This is a genomic window from Bradyrhizobium sp. USDA 4454, from assembly GCF_054822705.1.
Genome location: NZ_JBTRCN010000001.1, coordinates 4750569 through 4775861, shown reverse-complemented (window position 1 = coordinate 4775861; position 25293 = coordinate 4750569). Strand labels below are relative to the sequence as shown.

Sequence of the window (25293 nt, the reverse complement as noted above, 5' to 3'; positions counted from 1 at the left end):
GCTCGTATAGGTGCCTTCACTTTGGTCCATAAAAAAGCACCAAGAACCGACAAAAATCGTGTACCAGAGGCCATGACCGGGCGCCTGCGACTGGAACTGGATCGGTCCGCGAAGACACCGCTGGCGGAGCAGATCCGCTGCGGCATCAGGGCCGCGATCGAGAGCGGCGTGCTCGCCCCCGGCGCGCGTCTGCCGTCCTGGCAGGACCTTGCGGCTCAGCTTGGCGTTGCGCGAGGCACCGTGCGCGCGGCTTATGAAAGGCTTTCGTCTGCGCAGTTGATCGTCGCGTCTCGCGCGCGGGGAACGCATGTCGCGGATCGGCCGTCCTTTGCCACCGTGCAGGACGAAGCGGCTCCCGACCCCGGCTCGTTCATGGAGACGTATCAGGAGCTCATCGCGGGGCCGGCGATTTTCCAGATGGGCGTACCCGCGCAGGCGACATTCCCTGCCAAACTGTTCTCGCGGCTGCACACCCAGGCGGTTCGTGCAGGTATGAGCGCGCCGGCCCTCTATCCGGATCCGCGCGGCGAACTGGAACTGCGGCGCGAGATCGCAGCCTATCTTGCGCTGGCGCGCGGGATCACGTGCACAGCCTCCCAGATCTTCATCACGGGAGGCTTCAGCGGCGGCCTCGGATTGACGCTTCGTGCGCTCGGCCTTGAAGGGAAGAAAGTCTGGATCGAGGAGCCGGGCTTTCCCTTCACCCGGCACGGTCTCGCGCTTGCGCGGATGTCGATTGCACCGATCCCGGTCGATGCCGACGGCATCGACGTCGGTTACGGCCTCGAACACGCACCTGATGCCGCGCTGGCGGTGGTCACTCCCGGACAGCAGGCACCGCTCGGTTTCACGCTCTCGCTGGCAAGACGCGCGCGTCTGCTCGACTGGGCCGCTCAGAGGCGAGCTTGGGTGATCGAGGATGACTATCTGAGCGAGCTTCAGTTGAAGGGCCGCGCCACGCCGGCGCTCGCCTCGCTCGATCGTGCCGGGCGCGTCATTCACATCGGATCGTTCAGCAAAACCCTGACGCCGGCCTTGCGGCTTGGTTTTGTCGTAGCTCCGCCGTCGATGATGTCCCGGTTTGCCGAGATCGCGGCGTGTCTCGCCCCGGCGCCCGGCCCCCCGGTGCAGCTCGCGATCGCCGAATTCATCCGCGACGGCCACTATCTGCGGCATCTTCGCCGCACCAAGCGGGTCTACGCAGCGCAGGGCGATGCATTGCTCAGGTGTCTGCGGCCGCGCGCCAGGATGGTGAGCGTCGGTGGATTGGCCGCGATCCTGCGACTGCCGGACGGAACGTCCGACCTTCAGATCGCGAGAGAACTGGCATCGTTCGGCTTGGCGCCGACGCCTCTGTCGCTCTGGTATGCGTCGAGCGCTTCAGCGCGATCCGGCCTGGTGCTCGGCATCGCCACGTCTCCGCAAAACAGGATCGAGGCGTCCTGCGACCGGCTCTTCAACGTCATCGATCGGCTCACGGCACACGGCCCCGCGTAGGCCGGTATGCCGCAAGGCTTCCAGAGCTCACGAAGTCTGCTTCGCCTCGACCGGCTTTGTCGCGAATTGCGGAAACGTCTCGGCGACAACCGGCCCGTCGAGCCGCCACGAATAACAGCCGCCGACGAAGAACGGCGGCTCGGTGACGTCGCGCTGGTGATCGAGCGCGCCGCGGCCCTGCGGGTCCTTGCCTGATGTCGCGGTCTGGAACAGCGTCGTCACTGCGGGACCCAAGAGCTCGGCGAGATGGGTGCAGGTCTCGAGCTTGCCGATCTTGCGTCTGACAATGTCGCGCCAGCCCTTGCCGATCCGTTCGCCGACCAGCCGCTGCAAAATACCTTCGACGTCGAGGCAGGACGGGTAGGGCGTCGCGGCCATATTGGTGCCGGTCTCGCGGATCGTAAAACTGTCGTCGATCGCGAGCCGCAGGCGAATGTCGTGCACGGGATCCTCGGGCTGCTGCAGGCCGCGATGCTGGTCCTGCCGCGCATAGGGCTTGGTGTCGACCAGTCGCGCCTCGACCTCCCACAGCCCGTCGTCGCGGAGATAGCCCAGGCATGCGACGGAGCGGCGGTGCATCAGGCGGCGAGGCTTGCCGTCGGCGTTGGTATCAGGTGCGGACATCGGAACTCGCTGGATTGAATTGAATCAATCCAATCGGCAGCAAGCTACGATGTCAACGTGCACGGCCCGCGCAGTGCCATGCATCGCGTAGGGCGGGTTAGCCGGAGGCGTAACCCGCCATCTCTCCACGCGAGAGATTTGTGGCGGGTTACGCTTTGCTAACCCGCCCTACCGTTCTGAGCTCTCGGCCTCAGCTCACCCGCCGCTCGCGGTTCTCCCAATACGGCTTGCGCAGCTCGCGCTTCAGGATCTTGCCGGCGCCGGAGAGCGGCAGTGGCGTTGCGGTGATGTCGACGCTGCGCGGGCATTTGTAGCCGGCGATCAGCGCCTTGCAGTGCTCCATCAGCTCTTCCGGCGTGGCGCTGGCGCCGCTCTTCATCACCACCACGGCGTGGACCTGCTCGCCCCAGCGCTCGCTCGGAATCCCGATCACCGCGCATTGCGCCACCGCCGGATGCTGGGCCAGCGCGTTCTCGACCTCGGCCGAATAGACGTTCTCGCCGCCGGAGATGATCATGTCCTTGACGCGGTCGACCACGTAGACGAAGCCGTCCGCATCCATGTAGCCGCCGTCGCCGGTGTGCATCCAGCCGTCGATCACGGCGCGCGCGGTTTCCTCCGGCCGCTCCCAATAGCCCATCATCACCATGTCGCCACGCACCGCGATCTCGCCGACCGTGCCCGTCGGTACGACCTTGTCGCTCGCGTCGACGATCTTGACCTCGGCGCCGAGCGTGGCGCGGCCTGCGCCACGATGCCGGCCCTTGGCGCGGCCGTCGCCGATATGCTCCTTCCAATGCAAGAGCGTCGCAATCGGCGACAGCTCGGTCATGCCGTAGGCTTGCGTGAATTCGACATGCGGCAGCGCCTTCATCGCCCGCGTCAGCACGGCGTCGCTGATGACCGAGGCGCCGTAAGCGATCCGCTTCAGCGACGACAGGTCGTAAGTGCCGAGCGTCGGGTGATCGACGAACATCTGGATCATGGTCGGCACCAGCAGCACGTCGGTGACGCGCTCCTTCTGCACCGCAGCCGCGACGCCGTCGGGCGTAAAGCTCTGGATCACGACGTTGGAGCCGCCGGACAGCAACACCGAATACATCGCTGCGCCATTGGCGAGGTGGAACATCGGGGCCGCGTGCAGGTAGATCGTGCTGCTCGGCCACAGGCCTTCGCCGAGCGCGTTGAGCGCATTGGCCATCAGATTGCCGTGGCTCAGCATCACGCCCTTGGAGCGGCCGGTGGTGCCGCCGGTGTAGAAGATGCCGGCGAGATCGTCTCGGGTGCGCATCGCATCCGCCATCGGTTCGCTGCGCGCGATCAGCGTGTCGTAATTCTCCATGCCTTCCGGCGTCGCGCCCTCGTCGGAATAGACCAGCTTGAGGCCGGGAATGGCGCTTGCCAGCGTCGCGCCGACCGCCGCGAACGCCTTGTCGACGAACAAGATGGTCGCGCGGCAGTCGCGCAGCGCATCCTCGTTCTCGATCGGAGACCAGCGGATGTTGAGCGGCACGATCACGGCGCCGGCCCAGCCGACCGCGAGGTAGAGTTCGAGATAGCGGTCGGAGTTCAGCGACAGGATCGCGACGCGGTCGCCATTGTCAGCGCCAAGCCCGCGGATCGCGGAGGCGAGGCGGGCGACACGGTCGCCGACCTCGCGCCAGTTGCGTCGCCGCTCACCGCAGACGACGGCGAGCCCGTTTGGATTGACCTGCAGCGCCCGCCGCAGTCCGTGTGTGATGTTCACTCGTCTCCTCCCTTGATGCGTTTCCCTTGCGAGGCGGTTTATCCGCCTTCTCTGCCGCCGGAACGGCTGCTTTGCGCGTCGTTGTCTCGCGCGTTGATGTGACTTGCGTTGTTGCTTTGGCGATGCCCTCGGTGAGGCGGATCGCGAATTCCTCGGCGACGGCGCGGCCGCTCAGCTCACCGCCGGGCTGGAACCAGTGTCCGATCCAGTTCAGCGAGCCTGCGATCGCGAACGCCGCGAGCTTCGGGTCGCACGGTCTCACCGAACCGTCCTTGACGCCAGCGGCAATATAGTCGCGGAAGGCGCGGTCGATCCGCCGCTTCGCGGTCTGCACGATCTTCCGGTTGTGCTCGCTGAGATCGCGGATGTCGAAGCGGACCAGGCTCTTGCCGTAGTCCTCGGTCATCAGCTCGGCATAGCGGACGATCAGCTTCCGCAGCTTGTCGAGCCCCGAGCCGCCGCCGGCCGAGGTCTCGGCAATGCAGTCGTCGACCAGCTCGTTGCCGATCGACCAGCACTCGTACAGGATCTCGTCCTTGCCGCGGAAGTAATTGTAGAGCGCCGGCTTGGTGATGTTGAGCCGTCTGGCGACCTCGTTCAGCGTGGCGCCGTGATAGCCCTGTTCGAGGAACAGCGCGACGGCCGTGCGCAACACCGCCTCGCGCTTCTCGTCGCGGGCGCGGCGCCGGCTCTCGAACGGCAGCCAGGGGGACTCGTTGCTGGAAGAGGGGGAGCTGGCGTCCATCGCGTCGGTTGTTGTCGCATTGACTCCGGAAGATCGCCCGTATATTACCCATGGGTAATAAATAGTCCAGTGGGTAATTTCCGGGAGGACACGCGATGACGTCTCGCACCTATGTTGCCGGGGTCGGCATGATCCCGTTCGTCAAGCCCGGCGCCAACGCGCCGTATCATGTGATGGGCGCGGAAGCCGCCAGGCTCGCGCTCGCCGATGCCGGGCTTGATTACGGCAAGGTCCAGCAGGCCTATGTCGGCTATGTTTATGGCGACTCCACCTGCGGCCAGCGCGCGCTGTATCCGGTCGGCATGACCGGCATCCCGATCGTCAACGTCAACAACAACTGCTCGACCGGCTCGACCGCGCTGTTCCTGGCGCGGCAGGCAATCGAGTCGGGTGCGGCGGATTGCGTGATGGCGCTCGGCTTCGAGCAGATGAAGCCCGGCGCGCTCGGGGCCGTGTTCACCGACCGCCCCAGCGCGTTCGACGATTTCGATGCCGCGGCCGACAGACTGGTCGACGCGCCCGGCGTGCCGCTGGCGCTGCGCTATTTCGGCGGCGCCGGCCTCAGCCATATGAAGAAGTACGGCACGCCGCTCTCCGCGTTCGCCAAGGTGCGCGCCAAGGCGAGCCGCCACGCCAAGAACAATCCGCTGGCGCTGTTCCGGAAAGAAGTCACCGCCGACGACGTGATGAACGACCAGGTGATCTGGCCCGGCGTGATGACGCGGCTGATGGCGTGCCCGCCGACCTGCGGCGGCGCCGCCGCGCGATCCTGGTCTCGGAAAAATTCGCCGACCAGCACGGCCTCAACAAGCAAGTCCGCATCGCGGCGCAGGCGATGACCACCGATACGCCGTCGACCTTCGGCGCCGGGGACATGATGCAGGTGGTCGGCTACGACATGGCGCGCGATGCCGCGAGCAAGGTCTACGAGGCGGCGGGCATCGGGCCCGGGGATCTCGACGTCGTCGAGCTGCACGACTGCTTCGCCCACAACGAGCTGATCACCTATGAGGGGCTCGGCCTCTGCGGGCAGGGTGAGGCCGCGAAATTCATCGACGACGGCGACAATACTTACGGAGGGAGGATCGTCACCAATCCTTCCGGCGGGCTGTTGTCGAAGGGCCATCCGCTCGGCGCCACCGGCCTTGCGCAGTGCTACGAGCTGACCCGGCAGCTGCGCGGCACCGCTGCGGCAACGCAGGTCGAGGAAGCCCGGCTCGGCTTGCAGCACAATCTCGGTCTCGGCGGCGCCTGCGTCGTCACGCTCTACGAACGCGCCTGAGGTCGCCATGGTCGATCAATCCGCCGTCGGGCGTGCATTCACGCCGGTGACCGCGCACGTCGAGCCGGGACGCCTGCGCTTCTTCCTCGATACGCTCGGCGAGACCAACCCGGTCTATCGCGATGCGGTCGCGGTGCCGGTGCCGCCGACCTATCTGTTCTGCCTCGAGATGATGGACGCGCCTGATCCGTTCGAATTCCTCACCGCGCTCGGCATCGATCTCGCCCGCGTGCTGCATGGCGAGCAGCGCTTCGACTATCACGCGCCCGTGGTGGTCGGCGACACCCTGACGTTCCACCCGCGGGTCACTGGCGTGACCGACAAGAAGGGCGGCGCGATGACGCTGATCGTGGTCGATACGCCGGTCACCAACCAGAACGGCGTCCATGTCGCCGATGTCTCGCGCACTATCGTGGTGCGCAATGCGAGGCCGTCATGAGCAGCACGGTTCCGTCGGTCGGCGACCGCATCGTCCACAAGGAATTTCCGCCGATCACCCGCCATCGCCTGGCGCTGTATTGCGGCGCCTCCGGCGATCACAATCCGATCCATGTCGACATTGACTTCGCGAAGGCGGCCGGTTTCCCCGACGTGTTCGCGCATGGCATGCTGGTGATGGGCTATCTCGGCCAGGCGCTGACGGATGCGGTGGCACCGTCGCGCATCCGCTCGTTCGCGACCCGCTTTGCCGCGATCACCCAGCTCGGCGCCAAGCTGACCTGCGAGGGCACGGTGACCGAGCTGCTCGAGCAGGCTGGCGAGAAGCAGGCCAAGCTCGCGCTGACGACGAAGGATCAGAACGGCGAGATCAAGCTCGCCGGCGAAGCGATCATCGCGCTCTAGGAAGAAGCTCTCGCCGAGCAAAGATTTGCGCTCCCTCTCCCGCTTGCGGGGGAGGGCTGGGGTGGGGGCTCTCTCCACGAGTCATATCGCGGAGAGAGCCCCCACCCGGAACGCATCTGACGATGCGTTCCGACCTCCCCCGCAAGCGGGAGAGGTGAAGAAAAAACCGTCTCGTTTGAGGGAGAGATCATGTCGAAACTGCAAGGCAAGGTCGCGCTGGTGTCCGGATCGGGCCGCGGCATCGGGCGCGCGATTGCGCTGAAGCTCGCAAGCGAAGGCGCGCGCGTCGTGGTCAACGACCTCGATGCCGAGCCGGGCAATGCCGTCGTCGCCGAGATCAAGGCCATGGGCGGCGAGGCGATCGCGGTCAATGGCAGCGTGACGGAAGCGGGTTTTGCCGATCGTTTCGTCGGTAGCGCCATCGAGCAGTTCGGTGGCCTCGACATCATCGTCAACAATGCCGGCTACACCTGGGACTCGACGATCCAGAAGATGTCGGACGAGCAGTTCCAGGCGATGCTCGACGTGCATCTGGTCGCCCCGTTCCGCATCCTGCGCGCGGCGTCGGAGCCGATCCGGGTGATGGCGAAGAAGGAGGCCGACGCGGGGCGCGAGGTGTTCCGCAAGGTGGTCAACATCTCCTCGATCGCGGGGCTCTACGGCAATGCCGGGCAAGCCAGCTATTCTTCGGCAAAAGCTTCGCTGATCGGATTGACGCGCACGATGTGCAAGGAATGGGGCCGCTACAAGGTCAACGTCAATTGCGTGGCGTTCGGCCTGATCAACACCCGCCTGACCCAGCCGATCGAGAGCCAGCAGAAGACCATCGATGTTGCCGGCCGCGACATCAAGGTCGGCGTCCAGCCGCAGATGCTGGAGGCGATGGGCCGCATGATCCCGCTCGGCCGCGGCGGCACGCCGGAGGAGGCCGCGGACGCGGTCTATCTGTTCTGCGCGCCGGAATCGAATTACATCAGTGGTCAGGTGATCGTCGCCGGCGGCGGTCTGCTAATTTAGCACGAGGACAGTATGCACTACCGATCGTCCTGGATGACCGAGGAGCTCGACACCTTCCGCGACCAGTTCCGCAAATTCCTCGCCAAGGACCTGGCGCCGCACGCCGAAAAATGGCGCGCACAGAAGCTGGTCGACCGCTCCGCCTGGCGCGCGCTCGGCGAGATGGGCGCATTGTTACCCAGCGTGCCCGAGGCCTATGGCGGTCTCGGTGCCAGCTTCGCCTATGACGCCGCCGTGCTCGACGACCTCGAGAGCACGGTGCCGGAGCTGACCACCGGCGTCTCCGTGCACAGCGCGATCGTGGCGCACTACATCGTCAACTACGGTTCGGAGGAGCAGAAGCAGCGCTGGCTGCCGAAGATGGCCTCGGGCGAGATGGTCGGCGCCATCGCGATGACCGAGCCCGGCACCGGCTCCGACCTGCAAGCCGTCAAGACCACGGCGAAGAAGCAGGGCAATTCCTACGTCATCAACGGCCAGAAGACCTTCATCACCAACGGCCAGGCGGCCGACCTCGTCATCGTGGTGGCGCGCACCGGCGCGCCTGGCGCCAAAGGCATCTCGCTGATCGTGGTCGAGACCGCCGGCGCCGAAGGCTATCGGCGCGGCCGCAACCTCGACAAGATCGGTCTCCATGCATCAGACACCTCGGAGCTGTTCTTTGACAATGTCGCGGTGCCGCCGGAAAACCTGCTCGGGGCCGAGGAGGGCAACGGCTTCGTGCAACTGATGCAGCAATTGCCGCAGGAGCGGCTGTCGCTGGCGATCGGCGCGGTCGCCTCGATGGAGCGCGCGGTCAGGATCACCGCCGACTACACCAAAGAGCGCACCGCGTTCGGCAAGCCGCTGATCGAATTCCAGAACACCGCGTTCACGCTGGCCGAGCGCAAGACCGAGGCGATGATCGCCCGCGTCTTCGTCGACTGGTGCGTTGAGCGCCTGGTCGCCGGCGACCTCGACACCGTGACGGCGTCGATGGCCAAATGGTGGTGCTCGCAGAAGCAGGTCGAGACCGCCGACGAATGCCTGCAACTGCACGGCGGCTACGGCTACATGCAGGAATACCCGATCTCGCGGATGTTCATCGATTCCCGCATTCAGAAGATCTATGGCGGCACCAACGAGATCATGAAGGTTTTGATCGCGCGCTCGCTGTAGGCAAGTCAGCCGTCATTCCGGGGCACGCGAAGCGTGAACCCGGAATCTCGAAGTTACGGCTCGAGATTCCGGGTTCGATGCTGGCGCATCGCCCCGGAATGACGCGGAGAGGCGGGTGCGCGCTCACGTCATTTCGCGCCCCCCTACATCGCCCGTACGTTCTTCAGGAACTTGTCGACCTGAACCTCCAGCTCGGAGGCGTTGCTGGCGAGCTCGCCGGAGGCTGCCAGCACGTTCTCGGCGGCCTTGCTGGCGTCGTCGATCGCCTTGGTCGTGCCGTTGATGTTGGCGGTCACCTCCTTGGTGGCCGCGGCCTGCTCCTCGACGGCGCTGGCGATCACGGTCGAGATCTCGCTGATCTGGACGATGACCTGCGAGATCGCCTTCAGCGCGGTCGCGGTGTTGCCGGTCGCGGCCTGCATCTCGTTGATCTGCGCCGAGATGTCTTCCGTCGCCTTGGCGGTCTGGTTGGCCAGCGCCTTCACCTCGGAGGCGACCACGGCGAAGCCGCGTCCGGCCTCGCCGGCGCGCGCGGACTCGATCGTGGCGTTGAGCGCAAGCAGATTGGTCTGGCCGGCGATCTGGCTGATCAGCGCGACGACGTCGCCGATCTTCTGCGCCATGGTCACGAGGCCCGCGACGAGCTTGTCGGATTTCTCGGCTTCCTCGACCGCCATGCGGGCGATGCGGCTCGCCTCGGACACCTGGCGGCTGATCTCGTTGACCGAGGACGACAGTTCTTCGGACGCAGACGCCGCGCTCGCCGAGCGCTGATTGACGAACTCGGCCGTTGTCGTCAGCGATCGCGCGGTGCCCTGCATTTGCGTCGAGGCCGACGCCAGCATCCCCGCAAGGCCCTTCACGTTGGTCTCGAAATCGTCGGCCAGCTTCACATTGCCGGTCACGACCGACCAGCTCAGCATCGCGCCGGTATAGTTGCCGCGCTTGTCGGTCAGCCCGGAGACCCTGAGGTCGAGCGTTTCCGGACCGAGCTTGATCTTGGCGGCGTGCGGCAGGTTCTTGGGATCGCCGACGATGCGGCGCTGATGCGCCGGGTTCTTGTGGAAGATGTCGAACGAGTTGCCGAGGATCTTGTTCGGCGCGACGGGGAGCAAATGCTTCACGGTCTCGAGCGTCTTGAGGCTGGTCTGGTTGATGTAGGTGATGTTGAAATCGGTGTCGCACATCATGATGTTGATCGGCATGTTGTCGAGCATCTGCAACAGCCGCTCGGTCTGGGTTTCCAGCCGCGCCTTCTCGGTCGCGAGCTCCCAGGTCAGCATCGGCCCGGTGTAGCGGCCGCGCGAATTGGTCATCGCCGTCACAGTGAGATCGAGGGTCTCGCCTCCGATGGTGATGCGCGCCTTGTGCGGCAGGTTCTTCGGATCGGACAGCAGCCGGCGCTGATGCCGCGGGTCCTTGTGAAAGATGTCGATCGACTGGCCGATCAGCGCGTCGACCTTCACCGGCAGCACGTGCTCGATCTTCTTCAGGTTCTGCCGCGTCGACTCGTTGATGTAGGTGATCCTGAAATCGTCCAGCTCGCAGAGCATGACACTGATCGGCATATCGTCGAACAGCCGATAGGAACTGTCTGATCCGATCACGCTTGCGACGCTCTTCATCCCCAGCATGCATTGCCTCCAGCTTTTGATATCAATTGGTGAACTGAAATGTCGCACCTGATCGGCGGCAGACAGCCTTCCCGCCGCGGGACGGCGGCCAGGTGCGATACACGATCTGCAACTTCTGACTGCAAGAAAACCGTAGGCGATTCGAGCTCCATCCCAAAGTGCATGCAGTGCGCGGCGCGCGATCGCGCAAGACTCAGCGCGCGACGCATGTGGCGAGCGCGACTGAAATCGACATGCAGGAGCACGATTTGCTGCGATATCCACGCGATCACGCCACGAACGATGCGAAGCGACCGATTGCTGCACCGTAATCTTACGGAATCGCACGCGCGTGCTTCGCATGGATGTTGGCGTGCATATGATGCAGTGCTGTATGCAGTTTGTGCCACGCTGTTTCCACGCGCGCCGCAACGCGCCGGAGGTCGTTCGTCTGGCGCGGCGTCGTGCGGGGTTGCTGCATCGTCGATCGAGTCTGGTTTTGAAAGAAGCGCGCACAGGTTGAGCGCGGCCGCGATGCCGGATCGAGCCGATCGACCGACATCGCGACATGTCGCCCGCGGCGGCGAGTTGCATCCGAGATCATAGCACGGTGACCGGCCTGCTCTCCGGCCGGCTGCTTCGATACCGCCGGCGATGGTCCGCTCTGCGGAAATCGATGATGAAGCAGCGTTCCCCTTTGCCTATCGCATGGCTGGACGCCGCTCCGTCCGCGAGATGCGGCTTCGGCCTTGCACGATATTTCGGTCTATCCTACCCCGTGGGCCTCGATCCGCGCGACGCCTGGACGCGCAGCAGTAGCCGCAGGGAGCCCTCATGACCAAAAGCAATACCCGCACCGGAGGCCAGATCCTGATCGACCAGCTGGTCGCGCAAGGGGTGGAGCGCGTCACCTGCGTGCCGGGCGAGAGCTATCTGGCGGCGCTCGACGCACTGCATGACAGTCCGATCGACGTCGTGATCTGCCGCGCCGAGGGCGGGGCGGCGATGATGGCGGAGGCCTATGGCAAGCTCACCGGGCGTCCCGGCATCTGCTTCGTCACCCGCGGCCCGGGTTCGACCAACGCCGCCCACGGCGTGCACATCGCGATGCAGGATTCCACCCCGATGATCCTGTTCGTCGGCCAGGTCGACACCGGCATGCGCGAGCGCGAGGCGTTCCAGGAACTCGACTACAAGGCGGTGTTCGGCACGATGGCGAAATGGGCGGTCGAGATCGATCGCCCGGATCGCATTCCGGAGCTGGTGGCGCGCGCATTCCGTGTCGCGTTGCAGGGTCGCCCCGGTCCGGTCGTGATCTCGCTGCCCGAGAACATGCTGACCGAAACCGCCGCGGTCGCCGACGCGCCGAAGGTCGAGCCGGCGGCAAGCTGGCCGGCGCCTGCGGATCTCGAGCGTCTCGGCGCGATGCTCGCCGGCGCCAAGGCGCCGCTCGTGGTGCTCGGCGGCTCGGCCTGGACCGCTGACGCCGCCAAGGCCATCGCGCGCTTCGCCGAGCGGTTCGACCTGCCGGTCGCGACCTCGTTCCGCCGTGCCTCCCTGTTCGACGCCGACCATTCGCATTATGCCGGCGATCTCGGCATCGGGCCGAGCCCGAAGCTCAGGGATCGCTTCACCGGCGCCGATGTGATCCTGCTGATCGGCGGCCGCATGTCGGAGATGCCGTCCTCGTCCTACACGCTGCTCGACATTCCCTCGCCGAGCCAGCAGCTCATTCACGTGCATCCCGGCTCCGAAGAGCTCGGCCGCGTCTACCAGCCGGCACTGGCGATCCAGGCGACGCCTGCCGCCTTCGCCGCGGCAGTCGAGGCCATGAAGCCCGCGGCCGCGCCGGCCTGGAAGGGCGAGGCGGCCAGGGCGCACGCCGATTATCTTGCCTGGACCGACAAGCCGCGCGAGCTGCCCGGCAGCTTCCAATATGGCGAGGTCGTGACCTGGCTGCGCGACCGGCTGCCGAAGGATGCGATCGTCTGCAACGGCGCCGGCAATTACGCCGGCTGGATCCATCGCCATCATCGCTTCCATTCCTTCGCCGCGCAGCTCGCGCCGACCTCGGGCTCGATGGGCTATGGCGTGCCGGCGGCCGTGATGGCCAAGCGGCATCATCCTGACCGTGTCGTGGTGGCGTTCGCCGGCGACGGCTGCTTCCTGATGAACGGACAGGAGTTCGCCACCGCCGTGCAGTATGACGCGCCGCTGATCGTCGTGGTCATCGACAACGCGCAATACGGCACCATCCGCATGCATCAGGAGCGCGACTATCCCGGCCGCGTCGTCGGCACCCAGCTCAAGAACCCGGATTTCGCGCTCTACGCCAGGGCGTTCGGCGGCCATGGCGAGCGGGTCGAGCGCACCGAGGACTTTGCGCCCGCCTTCGAGCGCGCGCTGGCTTCCGGCAAGCCGGCGATCCTGCACTGCCTGGTCGATCAGCGCGCGCTGTCGGTCGGCAAGGATTTCGTGCCCCAGGCATGATCCGGAAAAGTGCGAAGCGGTTTTCCCAGCGACAAACGCAATGCGTTTGCGCGAAGATCATGCCCAATCAAAAGGCGAAGCGCTGATGACCGAAACGGGGCGTCACGTCGCGATCATCGGCGCCGGCGCGGTCGGCGTGATCTCGGCCATCGAGGCACTGCGCGCGGGCCATCGCGTCACGCTGATCGATCCGGGCGAACCCGGCGGCACCCAGGCCGCGAGCTATGGCAATGCCGGCTGGCTGTCGTCGCATTCGGTGATTCCGCCGGCGGAGCCCGGCACCTGGAAGAAGGTGCCGGGCTATCTGATGGATCCGCTCGGGCCGCTTGCGATCCGCTGGTCGTATCTGCCGAAGGCGTTGCCGTGGCTGATCAAGTACCTGCTGTCGAGCTGGACCGAGGCGCAGGTCGAGGCCACCGCGCGGGCGATGCGCGATCTCTTGAAGGACGCGCCGCTGCTGCACCGGCAGCTCGCCGAGGAAGCCGGGGTGCCTGAGCTGATCGAGCAGCGGGGCGTGATGCATGTGTTTCCTTCGCGCGCGCCGTTCGATCGCGATCTCGGCTGGCGCATCCGCAAGCGCGTCGGGATCGAATGGCTCGAGCTCGATGAGGACGAGATGCGCCAGCGCGAGCCCGATCTGCATCCGCGCTACAAATTCGGCGTCGTCGTCGAGGAGGCCGGCCGCTGCCGCGATCCCGGCGCTTACGTCGCAGCACTCGCCGCGCACGCCGTCGCAAGCGGCGCCGAGCGCGTCGCCGCCAGGGCGACCGGCCTCAAGCTTGCAGGCGACAGGCTCGTCGCCGTGGTCACCGAGCGTGGTGAGATCGCCTGCGACGCGGCGGTCGTCGCCGCCGGCGCGCGCTCGAAACGGCTGACCGCATCGATCGGCGATTCCCTGCCGCTCGAGACCGAACGCGGCTATCACGTCATGATCGAGCACCCGGAATCCGGTCCGCGCAATTCGATGATGGCCTCCGACGCCAAGATGGTCGTCAACTGGACCGACAAGGGCCTGCGCGCCGCCGGCACCGTGGAGATCGCAGGCCTCGACGCCGAGCCGAACTGGCAGCGCGCCGAGATCCTGCGCGAGCATCTGTTCAGCATGTTCCCGAAACTGCCCAGGGATATTCCGCCGTCGCGGATCAAGACCTGGTTCGGCCATCGCCCGAGCATGCCCGATGGACGCCCCTGCATCGGTTATGCGCGCGCCACGCGCGACGTGGTCTATGCCTTCGGCCACGGCCATGTCGGGCTGGTCGGGTCCGCCCGCACCGGCCGGCTGGTCGCGCAATTGCTCAGCGGCAAGCCGCCGGAGATTCCGCTCGCCCCGTTTTCGCCGTCGCGATTTCTTTAAGGAAAGGATGGACCTTAGCTGTCGCCGGCCCAGGCCGTGATCGCAGCCGGCGCGATCACGCGTCTTGGCATATGCGGATTGATCGTGCCGGCGCTGACGTCCTGCGTCTGATCCAGCAGGGTGCGCGCGAACGCCTTGGCATCCTGCTCTGTCGTGAAGGTACGGGTTTGGCGCGCGAAGCGGTGATGTCCGGCGTCAGGGTTGTTTCGCACGGCGAACGAGACGTACCAGATGGCCTTGTCCGTCTTCATCGCGCGGCTCTGCTGGCGGTGGATTGCCGGCGCGCTGGGGATGTCGTGCCCGGTGTTCGATATGCAAAAAATGCCAAGAGAAGAATCCTGAAATACAACAGACGACAGCTAATTACCCCCGTGGACAAGGAATGCGACAGGATCGGCATACCGATACTGGCGGCATATTACCTTTCAACCGATGGGTGAGTGACAATGCCCTATCGCGACTTTGGTTCCTGCGATCGGACGTGGTGGCCTTCCAGTGATTAAATCGATCTTCCAGCGGCGTGCGAGGTGATCTTGGGAAGCCTCCTGTCGCGGGAACGGACGCGACGCGGCCTAGACGGCATCGCCTTCCTTGCCGGCCGCGGCAACGGCAATGGCCTTCTCGACCTCTGCGGCGAGTGCGGTGAGATGCTCAGCCAATCTGGCGAACAGCTCGCGCTTTTGGATGTCGGTGGCTAGGTCGCGGATCAGTGCGCACTCCGCCGCGTCGCGGCGAAGCTTCTCAAGGTGCTTCAACATATCCTGCATTGTGCGGCCCAGCACGCTCTCGTCCATGAACGGTAGGCGGCGGGAATTTGCAGGACAATAACCTGTGATAATTTCGGCTCCGCCCGTCGGGCAGGCCGCCACCCCGCCAAATACTCGGCGGTGCGTCGTTCGGACAGGCTAAAGCATGATCTGAAAAGTGCGAAGTGGGTTTCCCTCGCGACAAACGCGCAAACGCGTTTGCGCGGAGATCATGTTCAAACAAAGAGCAAAAGCGAGATGACGATTCAACCAAATCTCATCGCTTTAGCGGCGGTCGAGGATTTCCCTCACGCGCAACGCAAGCTTGGCTTGTGAGACCGGTTTCTCCAGGAGCTCGACGCCCTGGTCCAGCCGGCCATGATGTATCACGGCGTTCTGCGAATAGCCCGTCATGTAGAGAATCTTGAGTCCGTGCCGCATCTCGGCAGCTCGTTTCCCAAGCTCGCGGCCGTTCATGCCCGGCATCACAACGTCGGTGAGCAGAAGGTCGATATGCGGCTGCTCCTGGAGCAGGATGGTCAATGCGGACTGCGCGCTTCCAGCCGTCAGCACGCGATAATTCAATTCTCGCAGCAGCTCGCTGACATAGGTGCGCAGATCCTCATCATCTTCGACGACCAGGATAGTTTCAACCTTGCTCGACTCAGCTTCGGCGACCGGTTCGTCGATCTCTTCGTGCTCGAGGACCGGCCCACGGTGGCGAGGGAAATACATCTTGACGTTGGTGCCGTAGCCGAGCTCGCTGTAGATCTTGATATGGCCGCCCGACTGCTTCACAAAGCCGTAGACTTGGCTGAGTCCGAGGCCGGTGCCGTGTCCGACCTCCTTGGTCGTGAAGAACGGTTCGAAAGCATGGCTCAACGTGTCGTGGCTCATCCCGACACCCGTGTCGGTGATGCTGATGACCACATACTGCCCCGGGCTGAGTTCGGGATTTCGCAAAGAGTATTCGTGATCGGCCGACACGTTCGAGGCCTCGATCGTCAGTTTGCCGCCTTCAGGCATCGCGTCGCGCGCATTGATCGCGAGGTTCAGGATGGCTGATTCCAGATGGTTTGGATCGACTTCAATCTGCCAGAGGCCGGCGCTGCCGACGGTCTGGACGTCGACGCGTTCGCCAAGCGTCCGTTGCAGAAATTCCTGCAAGCTGTTGAGGAAGTTGTTCAGCTCGACCGGTTTCGGTGACAGGGCCTGCCGGCGCGAGAAGGCGAGCAGGCGGCTGGTCAGGCTCGCCGCGCGCTGCGCGCCGCGTTTCGCATGAGACAGGGCGCGCTGGAAATTGGGATTGCCTGCGAGCTGCCGGCCATGTCGCTCCATCGTTTCGAGGTTGCCGATCACGATCATCAGCAGGTTGTTGAAATCGTGTGCGACGCCCCCGCTGAGTTGTCCGACCGCCTCGAGCTTTTGCGAGGCAAGCAGTTGCTCCTGGACCTTGGCGAGCGCCTCCTGCGCGTTCCGGCGCTCGCTGATGTCGCGGGTAATCTTGGCGAAGCCGACCACGGCACCGCTCTCGTCCACGATCCTGTCGATCACCACCGACGCCCAGAACTTGGTGCCGTCCTTGCGGACACGCCATCCTTCGGCTTCGAACCGGCCACTTTGCCTTGCTTGCTCGAGCGCGCGGTCGGGTACGCGGTTTGTCCGGTCTTCTTCCGTGTAGAATCGCGAGAAGTGCTGGCCGATGATCTCGTCCGGCGCGTAGCCCTTGATCCGCTCTGCGCCGGGGTTCCAGGTGACGATGACGCCCGAAGCATCGAGCTGAAAAATGGCATAGTCCACGACGGCCTCGATCAGCCGGCGATAGCGCCGTTCGCTGTCGAGGAGCGCCTTGGTGGCTTCGGTGCGCTCGGTGACATCGCGCGTAACCTTGGCGAAACCGATCAGCGATCCGTTGCGATCTCTCACCGCGTCGATCACGACAGTCGCCCAGAAACGGCTTCCGTCCTTGCGAACCCGCCAGCCTTCCGAGCTGAAACGTCCCTGTTCGGTTGCGACCGCCAGCGCCTTTTGCGGCAGTCCGGCGGCCTGATCCTCGGGAGTGTAGAAGGTCGAAAGCGGCCGCCCGATGATTTCGTCGGCGCTGTATCCCTTCATCCGGGCGGCGCCGGAATTCCAGCTTGCGATCTTGCCGTCTGGCTCGACCAGATAGATCGCATAATCGGTGATCGCGTCGATCAGCAATTGAAGGCGCTGGCCATCCGACACGTCGGCTGTATTGGGATTCATTCGAAGATAGCGGCCCGCCGCCGACCCTTCATGCATATTGATCATGACGTACCGGTAACGTCAGCAATTTGAGCTGGTTCCCGACCGCCACGGCACCAAAATATGGGAACCAGGTGGATACCTCCGCATTGCAGGCGCATGGAATTGCGGATGGCGGACGCGATATCGATCCGCGATTGATCTGTTCGGCTTTTCAGAATTTAACTTGACACCAGACCCAACTCAGATGTTTAATGCGTTCGTCTCGCCCGATCGAGGGGCGCTTCGCGGTCGTCACGAACGCGGGTCGAGATGCGGTGGACGCCGATTGCGCAGTCGACGAATGCGCATGAAGCGGACGGCGAAGTCGTGCAGGCCTGACGCCCTAGCGGTAGGTGTCTTTTCCGATTGCGCAATGCGCGTCGCGAAGACGGTGACAACAAAGCCAAGTCTCGCCGGGGAGAGCACGTATAAGCCGTAAGCCATCGCGCAGGGAAAGCCGGGTTGTTTCCGGTTACACCTGTGGTCCTACCCCCGTGCTTACTACCCATTGCACGGGGCCCATGGGTGCGATCGGCACCCGGCTTTCCCTGCGCCCTCTGTTCAAGAGAGGGCGGAACGAACAGCAAAGCTCGGGCAATCATGTCGCGAGAACGCCAACTTATGACTCACCTGCCGTGCCACATATTCGCTGTCGTCCCGGCGAAGGCCGGGACCCATTACCCCAAATGCTCATTGTTGCGCGACGCTGCGGCCGCACCTCCTTCAACAACATGACCCGGTGGTTATGGGTCCCGGCCTTCGCCGGGACGACAGTGAGAGTGAGTCGGTGTCTTTCCCGCTAACCGATCCGCACCACCATCTTGCCGAGCGCGGCGCGGGTTTGCATGGTGGTGAACGCCGCACGGAAATCGTCGAACGCGAACACCTTGCCGACCACGGGCGTCAGCCGGCCGTCGTTCAGCCACGCCGACAATTGCGTCATCACGCGCGCCTGCGCCTCGGGCTCGCGGCGCGCGATCTGCGCGGCGTCGACGCCGATCAGGATGCCGCCCTTCAGGAGCGGCAGGTTGAATGGCAGGGCGGGAATCTGGCCCGCCGCAAAGCCGACCACGACATGGCGGCCGTTCCAGGCGATCGAGCGGAATGCCTGCAGCGAGACCTCGCCGCCGACCGGATCGAAGATCACGTCGGGACCATGGCCGCCGGCCGCCTCCTTCAGCGCGTCGCGCCAGTCGGGCTTGGTGTAGTCGACGACGGCGTCGGCGCCGAAGCTGGCGGCGAAGCTGCGCTTCTCCTCGGTCGAGGCCGCGGCGATGACGCGCGCGCCGAGCAGCTTGCCGACCTGGATAGCGGCGATGCCGGTGCCCCCGGCGGCACCGAGCACGAGCAACTGCTCTTTGGTCTTGAGCGTGCCGCGCTCGCCGAGCGCGTACAGCGCGGTGAGATAGTTGGTGCGGAAGGCAGCTGCGGCCTCCATCGACAGGCCCTCGGGCATGATCTCGACCGCGGCCGGCGGCACCACGATCTGCTCGGCCAGCGCGCCCGAACGCGCCGCGCCCATCACCCGCATCCCCGGCGCGATGCCGGCGACGTCGCTTGCGACCGCATCGACAACGCCGGCGAATTCCGCTCCGGGGGTAAAGGGCAGGGCATCCTTGGTCTGGTAGCGGCCCTCGACCTTCAGCCCGTCGACGAAGCCGATGCTCGCGGCGTGGACCCGGACGCGGATCTGTCCGGGGCCGGGTTCGGGCGTGGCGATCTCCCTCAGCTCGATCTGCTCGATGGGCGCATAGTGCTCGACGACGACCGCCTTCATCCTGTCCTGCTCGCTTGTTCGTTTCCTTTGGCCGAACCTATCTCATGTCCGTTGTTCTACGGGGAGGGCTTTTGCGCATGCCGCGGCGGCGTTCGATGCGGAAAGCCAGCATCTTCAACGACATCGCCAAAAGGTCGGCGTTTACCCGTTGTTATCCCTACCAAATTCGGTAACGCGTCCTTAATGGCGTTAACGTTAGGGTTTTCCACGCGGCCCGCACTGGGCTGCGCGCCGTCCAGGACGGGCAGGTTGCGTACGCGTTGGAGTCTCCTATGGATATCATGACTGGCGCCGGGCTGTTGGCTGGCATCATCGTCATCGCGGTGATGATGTTCATGGGCGGCGACCTGCACATGTTCATCTCCGAACATGCCATGATCATCATCTTCGGCGGCTCGATCGCGGCGACGATGATCCGCTTTCCGCTCGGCGTGATGCTGCACGGGCTGCCGCTCGGCGCCAAGTTTGCCTTCACCATGAGCCGGCTGTCGGCCCGCGACCTGGTCGACGAGCTCGCCCGCATTGCCGAGATCGCACGCAAGCAGGGTCCGGTCGGCCTCGAGAAGGTCGAGACCGACGAGCCGTTCCTTGCCAAGGGCATCCGCTACGTCGCCGACGGCTACGACCTCGAATTCATCCGCGACAACATGGAACGTGACCGCGACAATTTCCTGATGCACCTCGACGAGGGCAGCAAGATCTACCGCGCGATCGGCGACTGCGCGCCGGCCTTCGGCATGATCGGCACGCTGATCGGCATGGTGCAGATGTTTGCCAACATGACCGACCCGTCGAAGCTCGGCCCGTTCATGGCGACCGCGCTGCTCGCGACGTTGTACGGCGCGCTGGTCGCCAACCTGTTCTGCCTTCCGATCGCCGACAAGCTGCACGGCAAGCTGCTCGACGAGGAGACCAACCGCACGCTGATCATCGACGGCATCCTGATGATCCGCGACTCCAAGAGCCCCGCGCTGGTGCGCGAGATGCTGCTGGCCTATCTGCCGGAGAAGCATCGCCAGGAGGAAGGCGAGCCGGTGCCGGCCTGACCGGACGGCGCTTTCGGGAAACGCAGCCGGAAAAACGCGACCATGGCAAAGAAAAAACGCGGCGACGCCCATACCGGAGGTCACGGCTGGTTCGTGACCTTCGCCGACCTGATGGGCTTGATGATGAGCTTCTTCGTGATGCTCGTCGCGTTCTCCACCATGGACAACAACAAGCTGAAGATCGTCGCCGGCTCGATGCGCGACGCCTTCGGCGTGCAGACCAATGTGCGCTATTCGGGCATCGTCGAGTCCGACGGTCTGCCGACCCGGCCGAAGCTCAAGAATGTCGAGCACATCTCGCCGGAGGAGTCCTCGGCCAATCCGACCCCGGACGAGCAGGAGCGCAGCCAGGTCAACGGCGCGCGGCTGAAGATCGACCGCGAATTCGCGCTCGCCTCGGCCTCGCTGCGCCAGGCGCTGCAGGACATGCCGGAGCTGACCGAGATCTCCAAGAACATCATGTTCGAGGAGACCAAGGAGGGGCTCAACCTCGAGATCGTCGATCAGGACGGCCGCTCGATGTTCGCCGATGGCTCCAGGGAGCCGTATGAGCGCACCCGCCGCCTGATCCAGAAGCTCGCAGCGCCCTTGAAGGCGACGCCGCTGCGGATCGCGATCGTGGGGCATACAGCCGCAGGCTTCGTGCCGGCGCGCAGTGAATACGACGCCTTCGACCTGTCCGCGGATCGCGCCAATGCGGTGCGACAGATCCTCGAGCGGGAAGGACTGCCGCCGTCGCATGTTTTTGCGGTTTCCGGCAAGGCGGACGGCCAGCCGCTGTTTCCCGACGACCCGACGCTGCCGGCCAACCGTCGCGTGACCATCACGTTGATGCGGGAAAACCCGCCGCTGCCGCCGGATTTGAAGCCGTAGCCGTAAAATACCATGCTACCGTCGAGCTGACCGTGTTGCTTGGTTGACAGGCGGGGCGGAAGCGTCGATAGCCGCGCGGATCAAAACCAACCGATCGGGCGTTCCAACTTCGCCATGGCTGCCAGCGTCTCATCCAGCGAAGCCCAGGAAACTCAAGGCACGGCCCAAGGTGCGGGGCACGGCACATCGAGTTTTTGGGCCCTCACACTGGGCAGCATCGGGGTGGTGTTCGGCGATATCGGAACGTCGCCGCTCTACGCATTCCGCGAGGCGGTCGGCGGCGCCGCGCACGGCCAACCGGTCACCCGCATCATGGTGCTGGGGGTGCTCAGCCTGATCCTGTGGGCGCTGTTCACGGTCGTCACCGCGAAATATGTCCTGCTGCTGCTGCGCGCCGACAACAATGGCGAGGGCGGCACGCTGTCGCTGATGGCGCTCGGCCAGCGCGCCCTCGGACGGCGCAGCTGGCCGCTGCTCGCGCTCGGCGTGGTCGGCGCCTCGATGTTCATCGGCGATTCCATGATCACGCCGGCGATCTCGGTGCTGTCGGCGGTCGAAGGCCTCAAGCTCGCCACGCCGCATCTCGAGCACTATGTGGTGCCGCTGACGATCCTGATCCTCGTCGTGCTGTTCTCGGTGCAGCGTTCCGGCACCGCCCGTGTCGCCTCGGCCTTCGGGCCGGTGATGGTCGTCTGGTTCGCCTCGCTCGCGGCGATGGGCGTGGTCCACATCATGGATGATCCGTCGGTGCTGGCCGCGATCAATCCGTACTACGCGCTCCAGTTCATGCTGACCCACGGCACCGTCGGCCTGGTGACCTTGGGCGCGGTGTTCCTCGCGGTGACCGGCGGCGAGGCGCTGTATGCCGATCTCGGGCATTTCGGCCGCAAGCCGATCCAGTCCGGCTGGCTGTTCTTCGTGCTGCCGTCGCTGCTATTGAACTATTTCGGGCAGGGCGCGCTGGTGCTGTCCGATCCTGGCGCGATCGAGAACTCGTTCTACCGCATGGTGCCGGACGTGCTGCTGCTGCCGCTGATCGGGCTCGCCACCGCCGCGACCGTGATCGCGAGCCAGGCGGTGATCACCGGCGCCTATTCGCTGATCAGCCAGGCGGTGCAGCTCGGGCTGCTGCCGCGCTTCGAGGTCCGCTACACCTCGGAGACTCATGCCGGGCAGATCTATCTGCCGCGGGTCAACCGGCTGCTGCTGATCGGCGTGCTCCTGCTGGTGCTGCTGTTCCGCACCTCGAGCGGCCTCGCCTCGGCCTACGGCATTGCCGTCTCCACCACCATGGTCGCCGACGGCATCATGGGCTTCATCGTGATCTGGAAGCTGTGGAACTGGCGGGTGGCGTCGGCGGCGGCGTTGATCCTGCCGTTCGTGATCGTCGACATGACCTTCTTCAGCGCCAATCTCCTGAAGCTGTTCGAGGGCGCCTGGGTGCCGCTATTGTTCGGCGTCGTGATGGCGACGATGATCTGGACCTGGCGCCGGGGTGCTGCGATCCTGGTCGCCAAGACCCGCCGCATCGAGGTGCCGCTGCGCGAACTGATCCACAGTCTGGAAAAGCGGCCGCCGCACATCGTCAAGGGCACCGCGGTGTTCCTGACCAGCGACCCGAGCTTCGTGCCGACCGCGCTGCTGCACAATCTCAAGCACAACAAGGTGCTGCACGAGCACAACGTGATCCTGACCATCGAGACCGCGCCGACGCCGCGGGTCGATCTGTCCGAGCGCGTCAGCATGGAGAAGGTCAGCGACAAGTTCACCGCGGTGCGGCTGCGCTTCGGCTACATGGAATCGCCGAACGTGCCGAAGGCGCTCGCGGTTGCCCGCAAGCTCGGCTGGCAGTTCGACATCATGTCGACCTCGTTCTTCGTGTCGCGCCGCTCGCTGAAGCCGTCGGCCCAGTCCGGAATGCCCCAGTGGCAGGACCATCTGTTCATTGCGATGAGCCGCTCCGCCAACGATGCCACCGACTATTTCCAGATCCCGACCGGTCGGGTGGTTGAAGTGGGTACTCAGGTAACTATCTGAGCCGGCAGAGTATTCCGGCTTGGAAGGCCGTGATCTATGCGTGAAACGCATAGTGGAGGCCTGAATCCGTGCTAACCTATGCATTCCTGCCGGGAGTATAGCGCTGCAACCCGGCATTGTGCAGTGCGGCAGAAGACAGAGGCGCAGCTTCCCATGTCATCCGAGAGTGCGATCACCGCGGCGGAAACGCCCGCGGCAAACGGCCATGGCGAGGCGCATTCAACCGCGACCTTCAAGGCGCTGATGCTCGGCAGCATCGGCGTTGTCTATGGCGACATCGGCACCAGTCCGCTTTACGCGCTGCGTGAGGCCGTGGTCGCGGCTGCCGGCGGTGAGGGCGGTGTCACGGCTCATGCGGTGCTCGGCGTGCTCTCGCTGATCCTGTGGGCGCTGATCGTCGTCGTGACGCTCAAATACGTCGTGATCCTGCTGCGCGCCGACAACAATGGCGAGGGCGGCACGCTGGCGCTGATGGCGCTGGCGCAGCGCGCCACGACCAAAGGGGCCGCCGCGATCGTGTTGCTCGGCATCATCAGCGGCGCGCTGTTCTATGGCGATGCCGTGATCACGCCGGCGCTCTCGGTGCTGTCGGCGATCGAAGGCATCAAGCTTGTCACCTCGACCTTCGATCCCTATGTCGTGCCGCTCACGGTGGTGATCCTGGTCGTGCTGTTCGCGGTGCAGTCGCGCGGCACCGCGCGGGTCGCTGCCTTCTTCGGGCCGGTGATGTGCGTCTGGTTCGCGGTGATCGCGATCGCGGCGCTGCCGCAGATCGTGCGGCATCCCGAGGTGCTGTATGCGTTCAATCCGATCCTTGCGGTGTCGTTCATGCTGCATCACGGCGTGATCGGCTTCATCACGCTCGGTGCCGTGTTCCTCGCCGTGACGGGCGCGGAGGCGCTCTATGCCGATCTCGGCCATTTCGGCAAGCGCCCGATCCAGACTGCCTGGCTGTTCGTCGTGCTGCCGTCACTGGCGCTGAACTATCTCGGGCAGGGCGCGCTCGTGATCGGCGATCCCAAGGGCATCGAGAACCCGTTCTTCCTGATGTTCCCGGACTGGGCGCTGATCCCGATGGTCGCGCTGGCGACTATGGCGACCGTGATCGCGAGCCAGGCCGTCATCACCGGCGCCTATTCGCTGACCCGGCAGGCGATCCAGCTCGGCCTGATGCCACGGTTCGAGATCCGCCACACCTCGGAGGCGCATTCCGGCCAGATCTACATGCCGCGCATCAACCGGTTGCTGTTCATCGCCGTGATCGTGCTGGTGCTGATGTTCCGCTCGTCGAGCGCGCTGGCGTCGGCCTACGGCATCTCGGTGACCGGCACCATGGTGGTGACCGCGATGATGGGCTTCGTGGTGATCTGGAAGGTCTGGCGCTGGTCGCCGGTCGCCGCCGCCGCACTGGTGGCGCCGTTCCTGGTCCTCGACATCACGTTCCTGGCTGCCAATTTGCTCAAGGTATTCGAGGGCGGCTGGGTGCCGCTGGCGCTCGGCGGGGCGATGATCGTGGTGATGTACACCTGGCGGCGCGGCAGCCGGCTGCTGTTCGAGAAGTCGCGCAAGCTGGAATTCCCGCTCGCCGACCTCGTCGCGATGCTGGAGAAGCGGCCGCCGCAGCGGGTCTCCGGCACCGCGGTGTTCCTGACCAGCGATCCCGCCAGCGCGCCGACCGCGCTGATGCACAGCCTCAAGCACTACAAGGTACTGCACGAGAAGAACGTCATCCTCACCATCGAGACCGCGCCGACGCCGCGCATCGATCCGTCCGAGCGGGTCCGGATGGAGCAGCTGACAGAGACATTCTCCAAGGTGACGCTGAAGTTCGGCTTCATGGAGCAGCCGAACGTGCCGAAGACGCTGGCGATCGCCCGCAAGCTGGGCTGGCAGTTCGACATCATGTCGACCTCGTTCTTCCTGTCGCGCCGTGCGCTGAAGCCGGCGGCGCATTCCGGCATGCCGAGCTGGCAGGATCATCTGTTTATCGCGCTGAGCCGCTCCTCGAATGATGCCACCGACTATTTCCAGATCCCGACCGGGCGGGTGGTCGAGGTCGGCACGCAGGTTACGATCTAGCGATTCTGCGCGGCATCTAACCCGTTTCGGGCGCTTGATTTTCTTGCCGCGAGAGGCGACTTTGCGACCCGGAACGGCGAGCCGCGTGACGCTCGCC

At 65.0% G+C, this 25293-nt stretch carries 20 protein-coding genes and 1 pseudogene; 12 read left to right on the top strand and 9 right to left on the bottom strand.

The window, feature by feature from the left end:
- The first annotated feature begins 72 nt into the window (after positions 1-72).
- The gene (pdxR, locus tag ACVIW0_RS22485; RefSeq protein ID WP_461354316.1) at positions 73-1497 is read left to right on the top strand and encodes a MocR-like pyridoxine biosynthesis transcription factor PdxR; all 1425 of its coding nucleotides are present in this window, start codon (positions 73-75) and stop codon (positions 1495-1497) included.
- A 27-nt stretch (positions 1498-1524) separates the two neighbouring features.
- On the opposite strand, the gene ACVIW0_RS22480 is transcribed toward pdxR, so the two are convergent.
- The 3 genes from ACVIW0_RS22480 to ACVIW0_RS22470 form a co-directional block, all read right to left on the bottom strand.
- Positions 1525-2121 (bottom strand): DUF2889 domain-containing protein, encoded by a 597-nt coding sequence (locus tag ACVIW0_RS22480; protein WP_461354315.1) that lies wholly within the window; start codon positions 2119-2121, stop codon positions 1525-1527.
- A gap of 190 nt (positions 2122-2311) precedes the next feature.
- Positions 2312-3868 (bottom strand): acyl-CoA synthetase, encoded by a 1557-nt coding sequence (locus ACVIW0_RS22475; protein WP_461354314.1) that lies wholly within the window; start codon positions 3866-3868, stop codon positions 2312-2314.
- Positions 3798-4613, bottom strand: coding sequence for a TetR/AcrR family transcriptional regulator (locus ACVIW0_RS22470; RefSeq protein WP_461354313.1), 816 nt, complete (start codon positions 4611-4613; stop codon positions 3798-3800). Before ACVIW0_RS22470 ends, ACVIW0_RS22475 begins: the two co-directional genes overlap by 71 nt.
- Positions 4614-4708: 95 nt before the next feature.
- Here ACVIW0_RS22470 and ACVIW0_RS22465 point away from each other — a divergent pair.
- The 5 genes and pseudogenes from ACVIW0_RS22465 (at position 4709) to ACVIW0_RS22445 (ending at position 8913) form a co-directional block, all read left to right on the top strand.
- A pseudogene (locus ACVIW0_RS22465) lies at positions 4709-5895 on the top strand (lipid-transfer protein).
- A gap of 7 nt (positions 5896-5902) precedes the next feature.
- A complete protein-coding gene (locus tag ACVIW0_RS22460) occupies positions 5903-6334 on the top strand; it encodes a MaoC family dehydratase N-terminal domain-containing protein (protein WP_461354312.1) in 432 nt (143 codons plus the stop codon).
- The gene (locus ACVIW0_RS22455; protein WP_461354311.1) at positions 6331-6738 is read left to right on the top strand and encodes a MaoC family dehydratase; all 408 of its coding nucleotides are present in this window, start codon (positions 6331-6333) and stop codon (positions 6736-6738) included. The genes ACVIW0_RS22460 and ACVIW0_RS22455 overlap by 4 nt, the downstream gene beginning before the upstream one ends.
- A gap of 189 nt (positions 6739-6927) precedes the next feature.
- On the top strand, positions 6928-7755 hold the full coding sequence (locus ACVIW0_RS22450; protein WP_461354310.1) for an SDR family NAD(P)-dependent oxidoreductase: 828 nt from the start codon (positions 6928-6930) through the stop codon (positions 7753-7755).
- A gap of 12 nt (positions 7756-7767) precedes the next feature.
- Positions 7768-8913: an acyl-CoA dehydrogenase family protein gene (locus tag ACVIW0_RS22445; RefSeq protein WP_461354309.1), complete on the top strand. Its 1146-nt coding sequence runs from the start codon at positions 7768-7770 to the stop codon at positions 8911-8913.
- Positions 8914-9056: 143 nt separating this feature from the next.
- On the opposite strand, the gene ACVIW0_RS22440 is transcribed toward ACVIW0_RS22445, so the two are convergent.
- Entirely contained in the window at positions 9057-10547 is a 1491-nt protein-coding gene (locus ACVIW0_RS22440; RefSeq protein WP_461354308.1) for a methyl-accepting chemotaxis protein, read from the bottom strand.
- 313 nt (positions 10548-10860) lie between these two features.
- Complete coding sequence (locus ACVIW0_RS22435) at positions 10861-11088, bottom strand: hypothetical protein (RefSeq protein ID WP_461354307.1); 228 nt, start codon at positions 11086-11088, stop codon at positions 10861-10863.
- A 272-nt stretch (positions 11089-11360) separates the two neighbouring features.
- Here ACVIW0_RS22435 and ACVIW0_RS22430 point away from each other — a divergent pair, with 272 nt between their 5' ends.
- Positions 11361-13016 carry a thiamine pyrophosphate-binding protein gene (locus ACVIW0_RS22430; RefSeq protein WP_461354306.1) on the top strand — a complete coding sequence of 552 codons (1656 nt, stop codon included), beginning with the start codon at positions 11361-11363 and terminating at the stop codon, positions 13014-13016.
- A gap of 85 nt (positions 13017-13101) precedes the next feature.
- Entirely contained in the window at positions 13102-14370 is a 1269-nt protein-coding gene (locus tag ACVIW0_RS22425) for an NAD(P)/FAD-dependent oxidoreductase (protein WP_461354305.1), read from the top strand.
- Positions 14371-14384: 14 nt separating this feature from the next.
- Here ACVIW0_RS22425 and ACVIW0_RS22420 read toward each other — a convergent pair whose 3' ends face one another.
- From ACVIW0_RS22420 to ACVIW0_RS22405, 4 genes are all read right to left on the bottom strand, one after another.
- Positions 14385-14621 (bottom strand): hypothetical protein, encoded by a 237-nt coding sequence (locus tag ACVIW0_RS22420; RefSeq protein ID WP_461354304.1) that lies wholly within the window; start codon positions 14619-14621, stop codon positions 14385-14387.
- 321 nt (positions 14622-14942) lie between these two features.
- Positions 14943-15137, bottom strand: coding sequence for a hypothetical protein (locus ACVIW0_RS22415; protein WP_461357393.1), 195 nt, complete (start codon positions 15135-15137; stop codon positions 14943-14945).
- Between the two features lie 264 nt (positions 15138-15401).
- Complete coding sequence (locus tag ACVIW0_RS22410; protein ID WP_461354303.1) at positions 15402-17363, bottom strand: hybrid sensor histidine kinase/response regulator; 1962 nt, start codon at positions 17361-17363, stop codon at positions 15402-15404.
- Between the two features lie 820 nt (positions 17364-18183).
- A complete protein-coding gene (locus tag ACVIW0_RS22405) occupies positions 18184-19161 on the bottom strand; it encodes an NADPH:quinone oxidoreductase family protein (RefSeq protein ID WP_461354302.1) in 978 nt (325 codons plus the stop codon).
- Between the two features lie 272 nt (positions 19162-19433).
- Here ACVIW0_RS22405 and ACVIW0_RS22400 point away from each other — a divergent pair, with 272 nt between their 5' ends.
- From ACVIW0_RS22400 to ACVIW0_RS22385, 4 genes are all read left to right on the top strand, one after another.
- The gene (locus ACVIW0_RS22400; RefSeq protein ID WP_016848416.1) at positions 19434-20207 is read left to right on the top strand and encodes a motility protein A; all 774 of its coding nucleotides are present in this window, start codon (positions 19434-19436) and stop codon (positions 20205-20207) included.
- A 42-nt stretch (positions 20208-20249) separates the two neighbouring features.
- Positions 20250-21080, top strand: a complete 831-nt coding sequence (locus ACVIW0_RS22395) for a flagellar motor protein MotB (RefSeq protein ID WP_461354301.1) — start codon at positions 20250-20252, stop codon at positions 21078-21080.
- Positions 21081-21194: 114 nt separating this feature from the next.
- Positions 21195-23117 (top strand): potassium transporter Kup, encoded by a 1923-nt coding sequence (locus tag ACVIW0_RS22390; RefSeq protein ID WP_461354300.1) that lies wholly within the window; start codon positions 21195-21197, stop codon positions 23115-23117.
- Between the two features lie 153 nt (positions 23118-23270).
- Positions 23271-25196, top strand: a complete 1926-nt coding sequence (locus ACVIW0_RS22385; RefSeq protein WP_461354299.1) for a potassium transporter Kup — start codon at positions 23271-23273, stop codon at positions 25194-25196.
- Positions 25197-25293 lie beyond the last annotated feature (97 nt).